Origin of the sequence: Streptomyces flavusporus (assembly GCF_046267975.1) — a bacterium.
GTDB lineage: Bacteria > Actinomycetota > Actinomycetes > Streptomycetales > Streptomycetaceae > Streptomyces > Streptomyces flavusporus.
Genome location: NZ_CP176503.1, coordinates 9679177 through 9696312 on the forward strand (window position 1 = coordinate 9679177; position 17136 = coordinate 9696312).

17 protein-coding genes are annotated in these 17136 nt (G+C 71.7%); 16 read left to right on the top strand and 1 reads right to left on the bottom strand.

Going from position 1 to position 17136, the window contains the following annotated elements; genetic code table 11:
- Position 1 precedes the first annotated feature (1 nt).
- From ACKTSN_RS45670 to ACKTSN_RS45725, 12 genes are all read left to right on the top strand, one after another.
- Complete coding sequence (locus tag ACKTSN_RS45670) at positions 2–937, top strand: carbohydrate ABC transporter permease (protein ID WP_409474451.1); 936 nt, start codon at positions 2–4, stop codon at positions 935–937.
- Positions 937–1791 (top strand): carbohydrate ABC transporter permease, encoded by an 855-nt coding sequence (locus ACKTSN_RS45675; protein ID WP_409474452.1) that lies wholly within the window; start codon positions 937–939, stop codon positions 1789–1791. The genes ACKTSN_RS45670 and ACKTSN_RS45675 overlap by 1 nt, the downstream gene beginning before the upstream one ends.
- Positions 1788–3866, top strand: coding sequence for an alpha-galactosidase (locus ACKTSN_RS45680; RefSeq protein WP_409474453.1), 2079 nt, complete (start codon positions 1788–1790; stop codon positions 3864–3866). Before ACKTSN_RS45675 ends, ACKTSN_RS45680 begins: the two co-directional genes overlap by 4 nt.
- A 77-nt stretch (positions 3867–3943) precedes the next feature.
- Complete coding sequence (locus ACKTSN_RS45685; RefSeq protein ID WP_409475092.1) at positions 3944–4693, top strand: SDR family NAD(P)-dependent oxidoreductase; 750 nt, start codon at positions 3944–3946, stop codon at positions 4691–4693.
- 40 nt (positions 4694–4733) lie between these two features.
- Positions 4734–5465: a FadR/GntR family transcriptional regulator gene (locus ACKTSN_RS45690; protein WP_409474454.1), complete on the top strand. Its 732-nt coding sequence runs from the start codon at positions 4734–4736 to the stop codon at positions 5463–5465.
- Positions 5462–6607 (top strand): galactonate dehydratase, encoded by a 1146-nt coding sequence (gene dgoD, locus ACKTSN_RS45695; protein WP_409474455.1) that lies wholly within the window; start codon positions 5462–5464, stop codon positions 6605–6607. The genes ACKTSN_RS45690 and dgoD overlap by 4 nt, the downstream gene beginning before the upstream one ends.
- Positions 6604–7422, top strand: a complete 819-nt coding sequence (locus tag ACKTSN_RS45700) for a hypothetical protein (protein WP_409474456.1) — start codon at positions 6604–6606, stop codon at positions 7420–7422. Before dgoD ends, ACKTSN_RS45700 begins: the two co-directional genes overlap by 4 nt.
- Positions 7423–7450: 28 nt before the next feature.
- The gene (locus tag ACKTSN_RS45705; RefSeq protein WP_409474457.1) at positions 7451–8083 is read left to right on the top strand and encodes a bifunctional 4-hydroxy-2-oxoglutarate aldolase/2-dehydro-3-deoxy-phosphogluconate aldolase; all 633 of its coding nucleotides are present in this window, start codon (positions 7451–7453) and stop codon (positions 8081–8083) included.
- Positions 8080–8994, top strand: coding sequence for an SMP-30/gluconolactonase/LRE family protein (locus tag ACKTSN_RS45710; RefSeq protein WP_409474458.1), 915 nt, complete (start codon positions 8080–8082; stop codon positions 8992–8994). The genes ACKTSN_RS45705 and ACKTSN_RS45710 overlap by 4 nt, the downstream gene beginning before the upstream one ends.
- Positions 8991–9968 carry a sugar kinase gene (locus tag ACKTSN_RS45715; RefSeq protein WP_409474459.1) on the top strand — a complete coding sequence of 326 codons (978 nt, stop codon included), beginning with the start codon at positions 8991–8993 and terminating at the stop codon, positions 9966–9968. The genes ACKTSN_RS45710 and ACKTSN_RS45715 overlap by 4 nt, the downstream gene beginning before the upstream one ends.
- Positions 9969–10386: 418 nt before the next feature.
- Entirely contained in the window at positions 10387–10746 is a 360-nt protein-coding gene (locus tag ACKTSN_RS45720) for a peptidoglycan-binding domain-containing protein (RefSeq protein WP_409474460.1), read from the top strand.
- A gap of 476 nt (positions 10747–11222) precedes the next feature.
- The gene (locus ACKTSN_RS45725) at positions 11223–12446 is read left to right on the top strand and encodes an IS110 family transposase (protein WP_409467819.1); all 1224 of its coding nucleotides are present in this window, start codon (positions 11223–11225) and stop codon (positions 12444–12446) included.
- A gap of 503 nt (positions 12447–12949) precedes the next feature.
- Here the strand turns inward: ACKTSN_RS45725 and ACKTSN_RS45730 are convergent.
- Positions 12950–13510, bottom strand: a complete 561-nt coding sequence (locus tag ACKTSN_RS45730; protein ID WP_409475093.1) for a YceI family protein — start codon at positions 13508–13510, stop codon at positions 12950–12952.
- A gap of 159 nt (positions 13511–13669) precedes the next feature.
- Between ACKTSN_RS45730 and ACKTSN_RS45735 the strand changes: the two genes are divergently transcribed.
- From ACKTSN_RS45735 to ACKTSN_RS45750, 4 genes are read left to right on the top strand one after another with little or no spacing between them, the layout of a single operon-like run.
- Positions 13670–14680, top strand: coding sequence for an NAD(P)-dependent alcohol dehydrogenase (locus ACKTSN_RS45735; RefSeq protein WP_409474461.1), 1011 nt, complete (start codon positions 13670–13672; stop codon positions 14678–14680).
- Positions 14681–14727: 47 nt separating this feature from the next.
- A complete protein-coding gene (locus ACKTSN_RS45740) occupies positions 14728–15033 on the top strand; it encodes an antibiotic biosynthesis monooxygenase (RefSeq protein WP_409474462.1) in 306 nt (101 codons plus the stop codon).
- Positions 15030–15938 (top strand): alpha/beta hydrolase family protein, encoded by a 909-nt coding sequence (locus ACKTSN_RS45745; RefSeq protein WP_409474463.1) that lies wholly within the window; start codon positions 15030–15032, stop codon positions 15936–15938. Before ACKTSN_RS45740 ends, ACKTSN_RS45745 begins: the two co-directional genes overlap by 4 nt.
- A gap of 2 nt (positions 15939–15940) precedes the next feature.
- The gene (locus ACKTSN_RS45750; protein WP_409474464.1) at positions 15941–16909 is read left to right on the top strand and encodes an NADPH:quinone reductase; all 969 of its coding nucleotides are present in this window, start codon (positions 15941–15943) and stop codon (positions 16907–16909) included.
- Positions 16910–17136: the final 227 nt, after the last annotated feature.

The following is a 17136-nucleotide window of genomic DNA, read 5'->3' on the forward strand; positions in this document are numbered from 1 at the left end:
CATGGCCGTTCTGACCGCCCCCCATCGCAAGCTCCCGGTTCCGGCGCCGTCCCGTGGCGGCCGGGGCCGGGGCCCTGGGCGCACCCCGCCGCTGGTGCTCGCCTTCGTCCTCGTCCCGCTGCTCGCCGAGGCCGTGTGGGTGTTCTGGCCCGCGCTCCAGGGCTTCTATCTCGCCCTGACCAGCTGGGACGGCGTGTCGGCGCCGAAGTTCATCGGACTGGACAACTTCCGGGAGATGGCGAGCGACGACATCTTCCGCGGCGCCGTCGGCCACACCGTGCTGTGGCTGGCGCTGTTCGGCGGCCTGTCCGCGCTGCTGGGCCTCGCCGCCGCGCTGCTGCTCCAGCAGGAGCGGCGCGGCGTCGGCTTCTACCGTGCCGCCCTGTTCCTGCCCGTCGTGTTCTCCCTGGTCGCCACCGCCCTGGTCTGGCAGGCCATCTACCAGCCCGACGGCGTCCTCAACCAGCTCCTGGAATCGGTCGGCCTCGGCAGCCTGCGGCACGCCTGGCTCGCCGACCAGGACACCGCCCTGTACGCGGTCATCGTGCCCGCACTGTGGCGGCAGATCGGCTATGTGATGGTCCTGTACCTCGCCGGCCTCAAAGGCATCGACCCGGCCCTGTACGAGGCCGCCAAGGTCGACGGCGCCGGACCCTGGCAGCGCTTCCGCCACGTCACCCTGCCCCAACTGCGCAGCGTCAACGCGGTCGTTCTGTCCGTCATCATCATCGACTCGCTGCGCTCCTTCGACGTCGTGTGGTCGCTGACCCGCGGCGGTCCCTACCACTCGTCCGAACTGCTGAGCACCTACATGTACTCGACCGCCTTCCAGTCCCTGCGGCTCGGATACGGCTCCGCCCTGGCCGTCGTCATCTTCCTGCTGGCGTTCGGCGTCATCGCCTCCTACCTCGTGCGCGCCTTCCGGGAGGCCGACTGATGGCGACCACCCGCACCTCCGCCGCGCTGCGCCGCCGCCGTACCGCCACCGCCGGATTCCACCTCTCGGCCGGTGCGCTCGCGGTGCTGTGGCTGCTGCCCATCCTCCTGGTCCTGGTGACCAGCCTGCGCTCCTTCGACGACATCGCCGCCCACGGACTGGGCAGCTGGCCCCGCTCCTTCACCCTGGACAACTTCCGTCTGGCCTGGGTCGACGGCGGCCAGCAGCGCGCCCTGATCAACAGCCTGATCGTCACCGTCCCGTGCGTCCTGGTGACGCTGGCCCTGGCGGCCATGGCCGCGTTCGCCCTCAGCCGCTACGAACTTCCCCTGCGCCGCTTTCTGTTGCTGCTCATGCTCGGCGGCAACCTGCTCCCGCCGCAGATCCTGCTCATCCCCGTCTCCAAGCTGAGCGAGATGATGGGCGTCTACGACACCCTGCCCGCCCTGATCGGCGTGCAGGTCGGCTTCGGCGTCGGCTTCTACGTCTTCGTCCTGCAAGGGTTCATGCGTGCCATCCCCGTCGAGATCCAGCAGGCGGCCGTCGTCGACGGCGCCGGGCCCTGGCAGGTCTTCTGGCGGATCATCCTGCCGCTGACCCGGCCCGCCCTCGCCGCGCTCAGCGCCCTGTCGTTCACCTGGATCTTCAACGACCTGCTGTGGGCGATCACCGTGCTGCGCAGCGACACCAAGATGCCGATCACCGCCGCCCTCATCGGACTCCAGGGACAGTACGTGTCCATGTGGAACGTGATCGCCGCCGGCTCCGTCATCGCCGCCGCCCCCACCGTCGCCGTCTTCCTGCGCTTCCAGCGCCACTTCGTGGCCGGACTGAACCTCGGAGCAGTCAAGTGACGCCGTACCAGCGCTGGACCCTGCGCACCGAGCACACCAGCTACACCGTCCGCCTGTCCCCGGACGGCCCCTGGGCCGAACTGGACGCCTGGGGACCGCACGGCGCCGAGACGGGACCGTCGGCGCTCGACTGGTCGCGCCGCACCCACTTCATCACGCCCGCCGACGTCGCCCCCGCCGAGTACCTGCCGCACGGGCTGCGGCCGTTCAACGGAGCCGACCTCATTGCGAGCCGCCCCGGCCACGAACGCGGCACCTGGTGGACCTTCGCCGGAGCACAGGCGGACGAACACAACCTGCGGCTGACCTTCGTCGACGACGTCCTCGGACTGCGCACCACCCTGTGCTACGCCACCGTGCCGGGCACCGACGTCCTGCACCGCTGGACCGAACTCACCTGCACCGGAACGGAGGAGCTGCGCCTCGAGCGCATCGACTCGGCCGCCGTGAACGTCCCCGTCACCGCGGGAGCACGCCTCACCTACCTCACCGGCCAGTGGTCCCAGGAGTTCCAGCGCACCCAACTCGACCTGGCCAGGGGCACGTTCACCATGGGCAGCACCCAGGGCGCGCCCGGTCACGCCTACGCACCCTGGCTCGCCGTGCAGGACGGCACGACGGACGCCGCCCCCGCCTACGGTGTGGCCCTGGAGTGGCCCGGCAACTGGCACATCACCGCCGAAGCCGAACCCGGCGGCGCGATCCGGGTCCGTGCCGGGCGGGTGCCGCACGAGGGAGCGGTCGTGCTGGCACCCGGCGCCACCCTCACCACACCCCGCCTCGCCTGCGCGTTCAGCCCGGACGGACTTGACGGCCTGTCCCGCGTCTGGCACCGCTACGACCGCCACCTCGCCGGCGACCGCCTGCGGCGCACCCGCAAGGTCCTCTACAACTCCTGGGAGGCCACCGGCTTCGACGTCGACGCCGCCGGACAGCTCGAACTGGCCAAGGCGGCCGCGGACATCGGCGCCGAGCTGTTCGTGGTGGACGACGGCTGGTTCACCGGCCGCAGCGATGACACCGGTGGACTCGGCGACTGGTATCCGGACCCGGAGGCATTTCCACAGGGGTTCGACCGGTTCGTCGGAGAGGTGCGTGGCCTGGGCCTGGACTTCGGTCTGTGGATCGAGCCCGAGGCGGTCAGCCCCGGAAGCCGTCTCCACGCCGAACACCCCGACTGGGTCTACCGGATCGACGGCCGTCCCGCCCGCCTGGTCCGCAACCAGCTCCTGCTCGACCTCGGCCGCACCGACGTCCAGGACTTCGTGATCGGCACCCTGGACCGGCTCCTCGGCACGTACGACATCGGCTACCTGAAGTGGGACATGAACCGCCCGCCCACCGAACGCGGCCGCCCCGGTGCCGTCGGCCCCGTCGACCTGGACGCGGAGCACGTCGCCGGATACCTGCGCGTGCTGGACCACCTGCGCACCGCTCACCCCGACGTCACCGTCGAAGGCTGCGCGGGCGGCGGCGGCCGCACCGACCACGCGACGCTGGCCCGCACCGACGTCGTCTGGCCCAGCGACAACACCGCCCCGCTGGACCGGCTGACTGTCCAGCACGGCTTCCTGCACGCCCACGCACCGCACGTGATGAGCTCCTGGGTCACCGACGCCCCGGGCGTCTTCGACCCGCGCCCGCGCAGCCTCGCGTTCCGCTTCGTGAACGCCATGTGCGGAGTACTGGGAGTGGGGGCCGACCTGCGTGCATGGACACCGGACCAGCGGGCCGAGGCCGCTCGGTGGATCGCCCGCTACAAGGAGGTGCGTGAGGTCCTCCACCACGGAGAGGTCCGGCTGCTCGGCACCCCGGCGGACACCACCTGCGGTGTGCAGTACGACTTCGGCGACCGCACGGTCGTCGCCGCGCTGAGCACCGGGCGCCTCGACGGTGCCCCGCTCGTGCCCGGACGCCCCGACCGGCTCCGGCTGCGGGCGCTGGACCCGGCGGCGCGCTATCGGGACACGGCGACGGGGACGGCGTACAGCGGAGCCCATCTGCTGCACTACGGGCTGCCTTTCACCTGGAGTGCCGATCATGATGCCGACCTGGTGGTACTGACACGTCAGTGAGCCGCATATGTTTCCCGCACGGCCTGTCCCAGCTCACGAAGCTCACGAAGGACGCTCACAAAGGAGTCGACCCCACGATGGACCGCTTCACCGGCCGTACGGCCGTGGTCACCGGCGCGGCCTCCGGCATCGGCGCCGCCACCGCCGTACGCCTGGCCGAGGAGGGAGCCGCCGTCGTGCTCGCCGATGTGGCGGAGGAGCGTGGCGCGGCGGTGGCGGAACGGATCGCGAAGGACGGCGGCCGAGCCCGATTCGTGCGGGCCGACGTGGCGTCGGAGGAAGACTGGCGCCGGATCGTGGCCGCCGCCCACGACTTCGGGCCCGTGGACGTCCTCGTCAGCAACGCCTACACCGTGGACGTGGCACCGGCGCACGAGCTGGACCTGGAGTCGTGGCAGCGGCAGCTCTCCGTCAATCTCACCGCGAGTTTCCTCGGCTTCCGGGCGGTGCTGCCCGATCTGCGGGACCGGCGAGGAGCGGCGGTGCTGACCTCGTCCGTCCACGCGCGCATGGGCATCCCCGGGCACCCCGCCTACGCCGCGTCCAAGGGAGCCCTGCTGTCCCTGTGCGGCCAACTCGCCGTCGAGTACGGGCCCGAGATCCGCGTCAACGCCGTCCTGCCGGGCCCGGTCCTCACCGCCGCCTGGGACCGGGTGCCGCCCGAGGAGCGGCAGCGCAGCATCGCCGAGACCGCGGCCCGCCGCTTCGGCACCCCCGAGGAAGTGGCCGCGGCCATCGCGTTCCTCAGCGCCGACGAAGCCTCCTTCATCACCGGCTCCAGCCTCCTCGTCGACGGGGGCTGGAGCGTCGTGAAGGCCTCCGCATGACCACCGCCGCGCCCCCACACCAGCAGAAAGGCTGTACGACATGACGCCCTACGCCCGCCGCGGCGTGCACGGCCAGACCGTGGAAGCCCTCGCCCGCCGCATCCTGGGCGGCGAGATTCCCGAAGGGGCCACGCTCGACCTGGTGGCACTGCAGAGCGAACTGGACGTCAGCCTCACCGCCCTGCGCGAGTCCCTCAAGGTACTGGCCGCCAAGGGCATGGTCGACGCGCGCCAGAAACGCGGCACCTTCGTCCGGGCCCGCGCCGACTGGAACCTGCTCGACGCCGACGTGCTGCGCTGGCAGTTCGAGGGCGGCCGCACCACCGACACCGACCGCGCACTCCTGCGCAACCTCGCCGAGGTACGCGCCGTCATCGAACCGGCCGCCGTACGCCTGGCCGCCGAGCGCCGCACCGACGCCGATCTGGCGGCGCTGGAGAGCGCCGTGGACGCGATGGGGGTCCAGGGCACCGACCCGGCCCACGCCGTGGAGGCCGACCTCGCCTTCCACCGTGCCCTGCTCGCCGCCACCCACAACGAACTGCTCGAACGCATGGAGGTGGTCATCGAGCCGGGCCTGGCCCACCGCGACCGCATCGTGCACAGCCACCCGCACAGCGAGGACCCCGTACCGGCCCACCGCGCCGTCCTGGACGCCGTGCGCGACCAGGACCCGCAGGCCGCCGAGGCCGCCATGCGTGCCCTGCTCGACCAGGCCGGCCGCGACCTGGACCGGATCGAGAGCCCCGACGACACGAAAGGCGGCAAGTGAAGATCGCCCGCATAGAAACCTTCCTGGTCCCGCCGCGCTGGCTGTTCTGCCGGATCGAGACCGACGACGGCGTGGTCGGCTGGGGCGAACCCGTCGTCGAGGGACGCGCGGAGGTCGTCCGCGCCGCCGTCGACGTCCTCGCCGAGTACCTGACCGGCCAGGACCCGCTGCGCATCCAGGACCACTGGCAGGTGCTGACCAAGGGCGGCTTCTACCGCGGCGGCCCCGTCCTGTCCAGCGCCGTCGCCGGTCTCGACCAGGCGTTGTGGGACATCGCGGGCAAGACCTACGGCGCCCCGGTGCACGCCCTGCTGGGCGGCCCCGTGCGCGACCGCGTCCGCGTCTACGCCTGGGTCGGCGGCGACGAACCCGCCGAGCTGTCCGAACAGATCACCGCCCAGGTGGAGGCCGGGTTCACCGCGGTGAAGATGAACGCCGCCGGCGCCACCTCGCCGGTCGTCACCGCGGCCGAGACGGCCGAGGTCGTCGCCCGCGTGGCCGCCGCCCGGGACCTCCTCGGCCCGCACCGCGACGTCGCCGTCGACTTCCACGGCCGCTTCACCGCCGCCTCCGCACGCCGCGCCCTGGCCGAACTCGCCCCGCTGCACCCGCTGTTCGTGGAGGAACCGGTCGTTCCCGACCACGGCCACCTGCTGCCCGGCCTGGTCGCCGCAAGCCCGGTGCCCCTGGCCACCGGCGAACGCCTCTACTCGCGCACCGACTTCCTGCCCGCCCTCACCGCCGGCATCGCCGTCGCCCAACCCGACCTGTCCCACGCCGGCGGCATCTCCGAGGTGCACCGCATCGCCTCGCTCGCCGAGACCTACGGCGCCCAGCTCGCCCCGCACTGCCCGCTCGGCCCGATCGCACTGGCGGCCAGCCTGCAGGTCGCGTTCGCCACCCCCAACTTCCTCATCCAGGAGCAGAGCCGCGGCATCCACTACAACAAGGATGCCGACCTGCTGTCCTACGTGGTCGACCCCGAGCCGTTCCGGTTCGTCGACGGCCACGCGTCCCGCGGCGACGCCCCCGGCCTGGGCATCACCGTCGACGAGGCCGCCGTACGCGCCGCCGACCGCACCGGTCACGCCTGGCGCAACCCGGTGTGGCGGCACCCCGACGGTTCCTTCGCGGAGTGGTGACCGTGCCGCTGGACATCGTCACCGACCCCGCCCACGGCGGCCGTTGGACCTCACTGCGCACAGCCGGGCGCGAATGGCTGTGGCGGCGCCAGGCACCCGAGCGGGAGAGCGTGTCACCCGGCGACCCGTTCGTGGACGCGGGCGGACTGGAGGAATGCATCCCCACCGTCCGCGGCACCCCCGACCACGGTGACGCCTGGTCACGCCCCTGGGCCCGAGACGCGGACAGGGACGTCGTCCACTGCGACCGGTTCACGCTGACCCGCGCCATCCGCAGCACCCGCGACGGAGCCGAGGCCGACTACATGCTGACAGCCGACGCCGGCTTCCGCTTCGTATGGGCCGCCCACGCCCTGCTCGACCTCTCCGACCGTGCGACGGTGCACTCCCGCGACGGAGCGAGCACCCGCCTCTTCCCCGAGGCGGCCCCGCTGCTGGACCGGGCGTGGCCGAAGGGTGCCGCGTGGGTGGCAGGGAGCTGGCCCGTTCCCTGCGGACTGCGCCTGGACCGGTTCGGTCCGGACGACGGCAGTGCGGTCGGAGCCGTCGTGGACGCTGCCCGCTGCTGCGTCCACGATCACACCGACCGTCTGTCGTGGGCTCTCGAAGCCGACGGGCAGCCGTTGTCCATCGCCCTGTGGCGCAACCTGGGCGGCTTCCCCGCCGCGCACCCCTACCGCAGTACGGGTGTCGAGCCGATGCTCGGCCGCGTCTTCGACCTCGCCGAAGCAGGCCCCGGCGACGCAGCCCGGGTCCCCGCGTCCGGCGAGGTGCGGTGGCGGTTGACGCTGACCGCGAACTGCCGCTGCCCGTGAACCGACCTGTCCGACAAGGAGCTCGTCCATGAATCTTCGAGCGGCCCTGGCCGCCCACCGCCTGGTCGCCATCGTGCGCGGCGGCGACCCGGAGGGAGCGTTGCGCACCGTGCTGACCCTGGCCGACGAGGGCGTCGAGCTGATCGAGGTGTCGCTGAGCGGCAAGGACGCCCTGTCCGTCATCGAGCGGGCCCGCGAAGCACTCGGCCCCGACCGGCCCCTGGGCGCCGGTACCGTCCTGACCGCCGACGATGCTCGTGCCGCCCAGCGGGCCGGTGCGAACTTCGCCGTCACCCCTGCGCTGGGGGACGGCATCGGCGCGGCGCACGGGCTCGGCCTGCCGGTCCTGGCCGGGGTGATGACCCCGACCGAGATCCTGGCCGCACGCACGTGTGGCGCCGCCGCACTGAAGATCTTCCCGGCTGCCCAAGCCGGGGGCCCGGCCTACCTGAAGGCATTGCAGGGCCCGTTCCCGCACGAGCCGTTCGTGCCGGTGGGCGGTGTCGACGCGGCGGCCGCCCGGGAGTATCTGGCTGCCGGAGCCATCGCCGTCGGAGTGGGCTCACCTCTGGTCGGCGACGCCGCGGACGGCGGCAGCATGGCCGCACTGCGTGAACGCGCCCGCGTCTTCCGCACCGTCGTACAGGACGCCACGCCGTGACCGAAGCCGCAGGTGACGCTGTCAACGCGACCGAAGCCGAAGCCCTCCGTCCCGACCGCCTCGAGCTCGGTGAGGGTATCCGCTGGACGGACCGCGGCATTGTCCTCGTGGACATCCTCGCGGGCCGTCTGCTCACCGCCGCCGGCGACCCCACCGACCCCCTGCAGCAGCTGGCCCAACTGCCCGTCCCCTTGGGCGCGGTGGCCCCCGTAGCGGGTGCACCGGGCACCTGGATCGCCGCTGCGGGCACCGGGATCTGCCTGCTCGCTCCCGACGGGGCGACACGGTGGCTGGCAGAGCCCGAAGCGGACGCCGCACGGCCCATGCGCATGAACGACGCGACCGCCGATCCCTCCGGCCGCTTCTGGGCGGGCAGCATGGCCTACGACGCCCACGAGGGGGCCGGCTCCCTCTACCGGATCGACCACGACGGCACGGTGGCCCGCCTCCTCGACGGCATCACGGTCCCGAACGGGCCGGCGTTCACGGACGACGGCGCCACCATGTACCTGGCCGACAGCGCACGGGGAATCATCCGGCGCTACTCCGTGGACCCGGTCACCGCCGACCTCGGGGCACCGGAGGCGTTCGTCACCGTCGCGGACGGCAGCCCCGACGGCATGGTGGTGGACACCGAAGGCGCCGTATGGGTCGCGGTGTGGGGCACTGGCACCGTACGCCGGTATCTGCCGGACGGCCGCCTCGACCGCACGCTGCACCTGCCCGCACGACAGCCCGCCGGCGTGTGCCTGCAGGAGGACCGCCTCCACATCACCACCGCCCGCGTGGGACTCACCGCGCCCGGCCCTCACGACGGCGCGGTGTTCACCGCCCGGGTCGACGTACCAGGCCGGCCGACGGCCTCCTACCGTCACCGCACATCTGCCTCACCCCCCTGGGAGGTGTCATGACGAACGTCTGGCGGCCTGCCGAAGGAGCGGTGGTCTGCATCGGCGAAACCATGGCCGCCCTGGCCCCCGCCCCGTCCGAGTCACTGGAGACCGCCGAAGACCTGCGGGTATCGGTGGCCGGGGCGGAGTCGAACGTGGCGATGTACCTAGCGGACCTGGGCGTCCCCGTCTCCTGGCTCTCGGCGCTCGGCGACGACGCGTTGGGACGGCGAGTGCGCGCCGCGGTCGCCGCGACGGGCGTCGACGTCAGCGGCGTACGCTGCGACCCGGAGCGCCCCACGGGCCTGCTCGTGAAGGAGCCGGCCGGCACCCGTACCCGCGTCCACTACTACCGCAGCAACTCGGCGGCCTCGGCCCTGGGCCCCGACGTACTGGACGACGACAGACTCGTCTCGGCCTCCGTCGTACATCTCACGGGCGTGACCCCGGCACTGTCCCCGTCCTGCCGGAGCCTGGTGACCCAGGCGCTCACCACTGCGCCGAGCGAACGTCCCTACGCCATCAGCTTCGACGTCAACCACCGCCCAGCGCTCTGGCCGCCCGGAACGGCCGCCGCCGCGCTACGCGATCTGGCCGACCGCGCCGACATCACGTTCGTGGGACTCGACGAGGCACAGGAACTCTGGAACACCGGCCCCGAAGCGGCCGACGTACGCAAGCTGTTGCCGCACCCGCGCCTTCTCGTCGTCAAGAACGGTGGCCACACGGCCACCGCCTTCGGCGACGAAGGTACGTGGACCGTGCCCGCTCTGCGCACGGACGTGGTGGAACCCGTCGGCGCGGGCGATGCCTTCGCCGCCGGATTCCTGGCCGGCCTGCTGCAAGACGGGGACATACCGCGCGCGCTGCGACTCGGGCACATCACGGCGGCGTCGGCTCTCAAAGTGACGGACGATCACGGCCGGTTGCCGGACCGGGACCGGATCCAGCGGCTCCTCGACCTTCCGGCGCAGGAATGGGAAACACAGGGATAACCGTTGAGAGCCCAAACGTCTTGCCGACCACTTCCTCGGCTTCGTCGGGACATGACCAGTCCCCCTGAGGGTCGCGCGCCGCTCTCAGCGGAAGCGGGCCGGATTCGTCGGCGCTCCAGGGAATGTCAACTCATGTGACGCTGAACTGCAGTTCCTGTCCGTTCCTACTCGCCCCCAACTCGTGCGCGGCCGGGGCATGGCCGACCTGGCGACCGAAGGACCGGGACATGATCGGTCCCGAGGAAGCCAGGTGATGTTCGGCCACGAGCCGTACGCGGGTCTGGCGGACCTTTGGCGGCTGCTGACCCGGTGCCCACGCGCCCAGCGCCGCGGTCGCGGGCCTTGCTGAATGTGGGGAGAATAGGGCGTACTCATCGACCCCAGACGCCCAGCGAGCGGCCGGGCCGGAAGGATCGGCATGAGACAGCGAAGACTGGTGACCGCCGCGCTGTGCACAGCGGCATCGCTGGGTCCGGCTGTGCCACAGATCGCCGCAGCCGTCCCCAGCGAGTGCTCCCACATTCCATCGACGTATCGGCCCACGCTTGCGTACGGTGACACCGCGGTGGCGGTGAAGCAGGCGGAATGCCTGAGCAACATGTGGGGAGGCCAGCCGCCCAAGCTCACCCCCGACGGGGTCTTCGACTCTGTCATGCTGAAGAAGATCGAGTGGATCCAGGGCTGCCACGGCCTGCCGGAGAGCGGCGTCATCGATGCGCGCACCTGGCAGGTGCTGTACCACCCCGCCTTGGACTGCTACAACCCCTATCCGGCCTGAGCAATCGGTCACCAGCCCGGCCGGAACGAGCAGGACATCGGCGGGCCTGCTGGAGGTGCTGCCGCAGCAGACCAAGCGCGAACGCCGCTTGGCCGGCGGACCGAGTGAAAGAGACCGCGGCGGAGAATGTCCCGTACCGCAGGCACGGTGACGGCGGATCACCGCGTGTGGGACACGGGAAGGGCGATGGCGTGTGCGATCCGAACCCCGTTACCTTTTTCGTGGCCCCGCAATGGGGCGCCTGGCCCCCGGGTCCGGTATGGCTGTGTGCCCCCTGTCGTACGGATGACCTGGGGGGTGTTGCCGCCGGGCTTCGGGGCACCGCTTGACCGCTGATGAGGGGCCTGACGACCGCCTGGTCCGGCGCAATGCCGGGCCGCTTCACGGGCGGCATGTCTGCGTAACGTGGTTGCCGGCGTGTGGTGCCGCAGGGACGGCCGGGAGCTGAGGAGACGAGTGGCGAGGGGCACGCGCACATGGTCGACACGACCGCGATAGATCTCTTCCTCGGCCTGGACCTGGGCAAGGAGTTCCACCACGCCCACGGCCGGACCGCGGACGGCAGAACCGTGCACGACAAGCGGCTGCCCAACACCGAGCCGAGACTGCTGGAGCTGTTCACCAAGCTGGTGGCGAAGTTCGGCACCGTTCTGGTGATCGTGGACCAGGTCGCCAACATCGGCGCGCTGCCGTTGACGGTGGCCCGCGCGGCCGGCTGCCGGGTGGCCTACCTGCCCGGGCTGTCGATGCGGCGGGCCGCCGATCTGCACCCGGGCGAGGCCAAGACCGACGCCCGCGACGCGTTCGTGATCGCCGAGACCGCCCGCACCATGCCGCACACACTGCGCGCGGTGGACCGCGACGACGAGGTGCTGGCCGAGCTGACCATGCTCACCGGCTACGACAACGACCTGGCCGGCGAGGTCAACCGCGCCACCAACCGGCTGCGCGGCCTGCTCTCCCAGATCCACCCCTCTCTCGAGCGTGTGCTCGGCCCGCGCCTGGCCTACCCCTATGTCCAGGCCCTCCTTCAGCGCCACGGCTCCCCGGCGAGACTGAGGAAACTGGGCCGGGCCCGCTGCGAGGCCCTGCTCAAGGTGCACGGTTCGCGCAAGGCCCACCACCTGACCGCAGAGATCTTCGACGCGCTCGCCGAGCAGACCCTGGTCGTTCCGGGCACCGAGGCCAGCGCGCTGATCGTGCCAGGACTTGCCGCCCAGCTCGCCGCCGCCCACACCCAGCGCCGCCAGGCCGAGCAGGAGATCGCCGCCCTGCTGGAGGCCCTCCCTCTTTTCCACCTCTTGACGTCCCTGCCCGGCCTGGGCGTCAGGACCACGGCGGCCGTGATCGTCGCGATCGGTGACGGCACCGGCTTCCCCACCGCCGGGCACCTCGCCTCCTATGCCGGACTCGCGCCCGCCACGAAGTCCTCGGGCACCTCCATCCGCGGCGAGCACGCACCCCACCGCGGCAACCGGCTCCTCAAACGCGCCCTGTTCCAGGCCGCGTTCGCCGCGATCGGCTGCAAAGCCGACCTGTCCTCCCGGATCTACTACGACCGGCAACGCGCACGCGGCAAGACCCACACCCAGGCGATCCTCCGCCTGGCCCGCCAGCGCGTGAACGTCATCCACGCGATGATCCGCACCGGGGCCCTCTACGAAGCACGCACCCCGGGCGACGTCGACCTCGCCGCCTGACGACTCCACCGCCCTACCCTCCAGGCCCCATCACGCCCGCGTACCGGCACGGCCAATCCGGCCCTGCCGGCCACCGGGCTGCCCATCAGCCACCCGATCCGCCGGGAACACCCCGATCCGCGGGACGTTCCCGAAAACCACGATCAACCCCTACAAGCCGACCCCACCGGGGTTGACGAAACAGATAGGGGCACCCCGCAGGGCCCGGCACCGCCCAGCGCTCGGCCAGACGCCGCCGTCGGCCGGCAGCTGATCCGGCCACTGCCCTACCCCCATCAACCGGCTTTCACGAAGCCCTCGAGCAGGAGCAGCAACAGCCATGACCTTGTGGAACGTCACCGCCCCGACCGTGCACACCGTGGGCGACGAGGAAGTGCACGGCACCCAGACATGGGTCGTCCAGGCGCGGTGCAGTGTCGAGGCGGTGCGGCAAGTGATCGCCCGCGCCGCCAGTGAAAACGCCGTCCGGCACCGCCGGGGTGCCGCCATCGATCTCGCCGCGCTCACCGCCACCCGCTGGACGAGTCCGCATGGGCTGCTGGGACCCACAGTTCCCTGCCCACTGCACCCGCGGGCCGGACACGGCCGGCCGGACCAGGACGCGGACACTTCCTCGTCCGCACCCCTTCCGGTCGGGTGGACGCCCGGAATCCGGCTCGCGTGCCGCCCCACGGGTCGTCGGCGACGCCGAGGAGCGCCAGATCGAGGGTGGCCGGACGGCTCTCATTCCTGATGGTCATGAATCCCTCGACGCTGTATCGACCGTTCTCCTGTATCCGTACGGTGGCGGACTCGAAGTGTGCCGTCGGGCGCGTGTCGGTGTCGATCTCCGCGCGGACGCTGGACCGTGTCGGGTCGTCCCCGACCGTGATGGTCCCGCCGAAGGAGGCGAAGCTGCCGCGCACGCGGGTCATGAGGTGGCGCACGGTGAAGCTCACTTCGGAATGGGCGGGTCTATCTGTCAGACGCCGGTGAGCTGGTCGGTCTCGGCGGGCGGCGCTGTGTTCATGGTGATCTCCTGAGTGTGTAGGCGCAGGTGAACTGCCCACTCGGTCTATGGTCATAATCTTGACGGTCAATATTTATTACTAATAGGCTGTGGGCCGCCGCAGGAGCGCCGAAGGAGTTCTCATGCCGAAGCGGATCCAAGCCGCCGTCGTACCGGAGCCGGGTGCCGACTACGAGACCATGGACGTGCTGCTCGACGCCCCCGCACCGGTGAGGTGCTGGTACGCGTCGAGGCGGTCGGCATCTGCCATGCCGACATCGCCACCCGGGAGGGGAAGACCCCCTTCCCGCATCCGGCCGTACTGAGGCATGAGGGCGCCGGAGTGGTGGAGACGGTCGGAGCGGGCGTCACCTCGCTGCGCCCCGGTGACAGGGTGGTGCTCACCTTCGCCTCCTGCGGTGCCTGTGCGAGCTGCCGCTCCGGTCTGCCCAGCCAGTGCATGGACTTCCTGTCGCTCAACTTCGCCGCCGGCGCGCGCCCGGACGGCAGCCCGACGCTGTGGCACGGTGACACACCGCTGCACGGGCACTTCTTCGGGCAGTCGTCCTTCGCCACCCATGCGCTGGTCACCGAGCGGAACGCCGTGAAGCTCCCCGACGACGCGCCGCCGGCCACGCTCGCACCGCTCGGCTGCGGCATCCAGACCGGCGCGGGCGCGGTGCTGAACGTGCTGCGGCCGGCGCCCGGCGGTTCGGTCGCGGTGTTCGGAGCCGGTGCAGTGGGGCTCGCAGCCGTCATGGCGGCCCGGCTCACCCAGGCCTCGCAGGTCATCGCCGTCGACGTGAACCCCGGCCGGCTGGCCCTGGCCACCGAACTGGGTGCCACCGACACCATCGACGCCCGCACCACCGACCCGGTGGCGGCCATCCGGAAGCTCACCGGCGGTGGAGCCGGTCATGTGCTCGAGAGCAGTGGCAATGTGCTGGTGTTCCGTCAGGCCGTCGACGCCGCGGCCATCGGCGGCGTCATCGGCATCGTGGGCGCGCCCTTCGGACGCGAGGCGGCGGTCGATGTTGCGGACATCGTCAACGCAAGCAAGCGGATCGTGGGAATCGTCGAAGGCGGAGGTGTGCCCCACGTGTTCATCCCCACCCTGGCCGCACTGCACGCGGCCGGCCGCCTTCCCGTCGAGCGCCTGGTCACCACGTTCCCCTTCGACCGGATCAACGACGCCGCCCGGGCCGCGGCCTCGGGCGAGGCCGTCAAGCCCGTCCTGCTTCTCTGACCCACCGGCGAACCGCGCCGGGTACCGTACGACTCCTCAGGACGATCATGACTACCGTAGAACTGACCCGCTTCCGGGTCCCCGCCGAGCGGGCCCAGGAACTTCTCGACGCGCGGCCGGGGATGCTCGAGGCGTTCCGCGCGGACCGGCACGGTTTCCTCGGCGCCCAGTTGGTCCGCGTCGACGACGAGCAGTGGCTGGACATCGTGTGGTGGAACGCGGCCGACGACCTGGACGCGTCCAAGGCCAAGGGCGGCAACCTCCCCGCCGTCCAGGCGTTCTTCGCGCCGATCAGCGAGCTGCTCAGCTCCGAGCGAGGCACCCTCCTCGACGCGACTGCCCAGCCGTGGTGACCGCCGGGTACGGGCCCGCGCCGTCCCAGGCGGGCGATCTGTATCTTCCACCGGGCGACGGCATCCATCCGGTCGTGGTGCTCATCCACGGCGGGTTCTGGACGGCGATGCTCGACCGCAGCCAACTCGTACCGCTGGCACAGGACTTGGTGGCCCGCGGCTACGCCGTCCTGAACATCGACTACCGCGGTCTGGGGGAGGACGGCGGCGGTTGGCCCGGAACGCTGGAGGACGCCGCCGCTGCCGTCGACACTCTGGCCGGTCTCGCGGCGGGGAACCTGTCCGGCGGGCAGACAGCGGCCGATTCCGCCCGGGGCAGGCTGGACCTGGACCGCGTCGTGGCGATCGGGCACTCCGCGGGAGGCCAGCTCGCCCTGTGGCTTGCGTCCCGGCCCGGGCTGCCCGCTGGGGCGCCGGGCAGCGGCAGCCCGGGCGTACCGCTCGCCGCCGCCGTATCACTGGCCGGCGTGCTGGACCTGCGCGCCGCGGACGCCGACGAGTTGGGGGCCTGCTTCGGCGACTCGACCGTACCGCCGCCGGCGAAGGCTCCCGCCCCGGCCCGGCCGGAACTCGCCCTCGCCATCGCGGGCCTGACGCCCCACGGGACGACCGCCGCACTGCTCGGTGGCCGTGCCGACGCCATACCCGGCCGCTACGCGCTGGCCTCACCACTCGAACGCCTGCCACTCGGTGTGCCCCAGCTCGTCGTCCACGGGGACGCCGATACGGGGGTTCCCCCCACCCAGAGCCGGACGTACGTCACCGTCGCCCGGGAACGAGGAGACCAGGTGGAATACCTGGAGGTCCCGGGCGCGGACCACTTCGACGTCATCGACCCGGATCACCCGTCCTGGCAGGCAGTGGTGCGGCGACTGCCGGACCTGCTCAAGACCGCGGGAGACTGAGCGTGCGCGCAGCGTGGTACGAGTCGACGGGCCCCGCGTCCGCGGTGCTGAGGGTCGGCGAGATGGAGGATCCGCAGCCCGGCCCCGGAGAGGTGCGGATCCGTGTGCACACCTCGGGCATCAACCAAGGGGACGTGATCAAGAGGCAGGACTGGATCGGCTACGGCATGGCCTGGCCCCGGGTGATCCCGCACTCGGACGGCGCCGGCGTCATCGACGCCGTGGGCGAGGGCGTTCCCGCCGCCCGGGTGGGGGAGCGCGTGTGGTGCTACGACGCACAGTCGTACCGGCCTTTCGGTACGGCCGCCGGCTATGTGACCGTGCCCGCCGAGAAGGCGGTGCACCTCCCCGACGGCGTCTCCTTCGAGCAGGGCGCCTGTCTCGGGATCTCCGGGATCACCGCGCACCGCGCCCTGTTCATGGACGGTCCGCTGCGGGACGCCTGGGTGCTCGTCACCGGTGCCACCGGTGCGGTCGGCCGTTCGGCGGTTGCCCTCGCCCGACGCGGCGGGGCGCGGGTGATCGCCACCGTCCGCCGGCCGGGCCCGGTGCCCGGCGCAGACCATGTGCTCCTGGCGGACGGCACGCTGCCTGCCCGGGTGAAGGAGTTGACCGCAGGGCGGGGGGTCGACCGGGCGCTCGAGGTGGCGTTCGGGGCCCATGCGGACACCGATCTGGAGCTCCTCGCCGTGGGAGGGGTGATCGCCGCCTATGCCACCGACGAGGCACGCCCGGCCGTCCCCTTCTGGCAGCTGGGCTTCTCCAACGTCACCGTGCACTTCCTGGGAAGCGACGACTTCCCCGCCGCGGCCAAGCAGGCAGCGGCCGGGGAACTGAGCGCCGCGGCCGCCGCGGAGGCATTGGTCCACCCCGTCGCTCACCGCTACCCGCTGGAGGACATCGCCGCCGCTCATGAAGCAGTTGAAAGCGGTAGCGCCGGAGGGCGCATCGTGGTCGTTCCCGGCCTCTGACGACACAGACCGTCCGTCTGAGCGAATAGGCTATAGTAATAATTGTGACTATCACTGATGCTGACCACTGGCCGGATGCTGCGGCAGACCGTGCCGGAGGACTGGCGCCGAGGGCTCGCGGTGCTGGCGCACCCGGACCACTTGGAGTTCGGGGCCTCATCGGCGATCGCCCGGTGGACGCCCAGGGCAAGACCGTGGCCGACCTGCTGGTCACCCGTGGCGTGGTC

Excerpts from the sequence above, each read along its gene's own strand:
- ACKTSN_RS45670 (WP_409474451.1), top strand. The coding sequence starts at position 2 with ATGGCCGTTCTGACCGCCCCCCATCGCAAGCTCCCGGTTCCGGCGCCG.
- ACKTSN_RS45675 (WP_409474452.1), top strand. The coding sequence starts at position 937 with ATGGCGACCACCCGCACCTCCGCCGCGCTGCGCCGCCGCCGTACCGCC.
- ACKTSN_RS45685 (WP_409475092.1), top strand. The coding sequence starts at position 3,944 with ATGGACCGCTTCACCGGCCGTACGGCCGTGGTCACCGGCGCGGCCTCC.
- ACKTSN_RS45690 (WP_409474454.1), top strand. The coding sequence starts at position 4,734 with ATGACGCCCTACGCCCGCCGCGGCGTGCACGGCCAGACCGTGGAAGCC.
- ACKTSN_RS45705 (WP_409474457.1), top strand. The coding sequence starts at position 7,451 with ATGAATCTTCGAGCGGCCCTGGCCGCCCACCGCCTGGTCGCCATCGTG.
- ACKTSN_RS45715 (WP_409474459.1), top strand. The coding sequence starts at position 8,991 with ATGACGAACGTCTGGCGGCCTGCCGAAGGAGCGGTGGTCTGCATCGGC.
- ACKTSN_RS45720 (WP_409474460.1), top strand. The coding sequence starts at position 10,387 with ATGAGACAGCGAAGACTGGTGACCGCCGCGCTGTGCACAGCGGCATCG.
- ACKTSN_RS45725 (WP_409467819.1), top strand. The coding sequence starts at position 11,223 with ATGGTCGACACGACCGCGATAGATCTCTTCCTCGGCCTGGACCTGGGC.
- ACKTSN_RS45730 (WP_409475093.1), bottom strand. The coding sequence starts at position 13,510 with ATGACCATAGACCGAGTGGGCAGTTCACCTGCGCCTACACACTCAGGA.
- ACKTSN_RS45740 (WP_409474462.1), top strand. The coding sequence starts at position 14,728 with ATGACTACCGTAGAACTGACCCGCTTCCGGGTCCCCGCCGAGCGGGCC.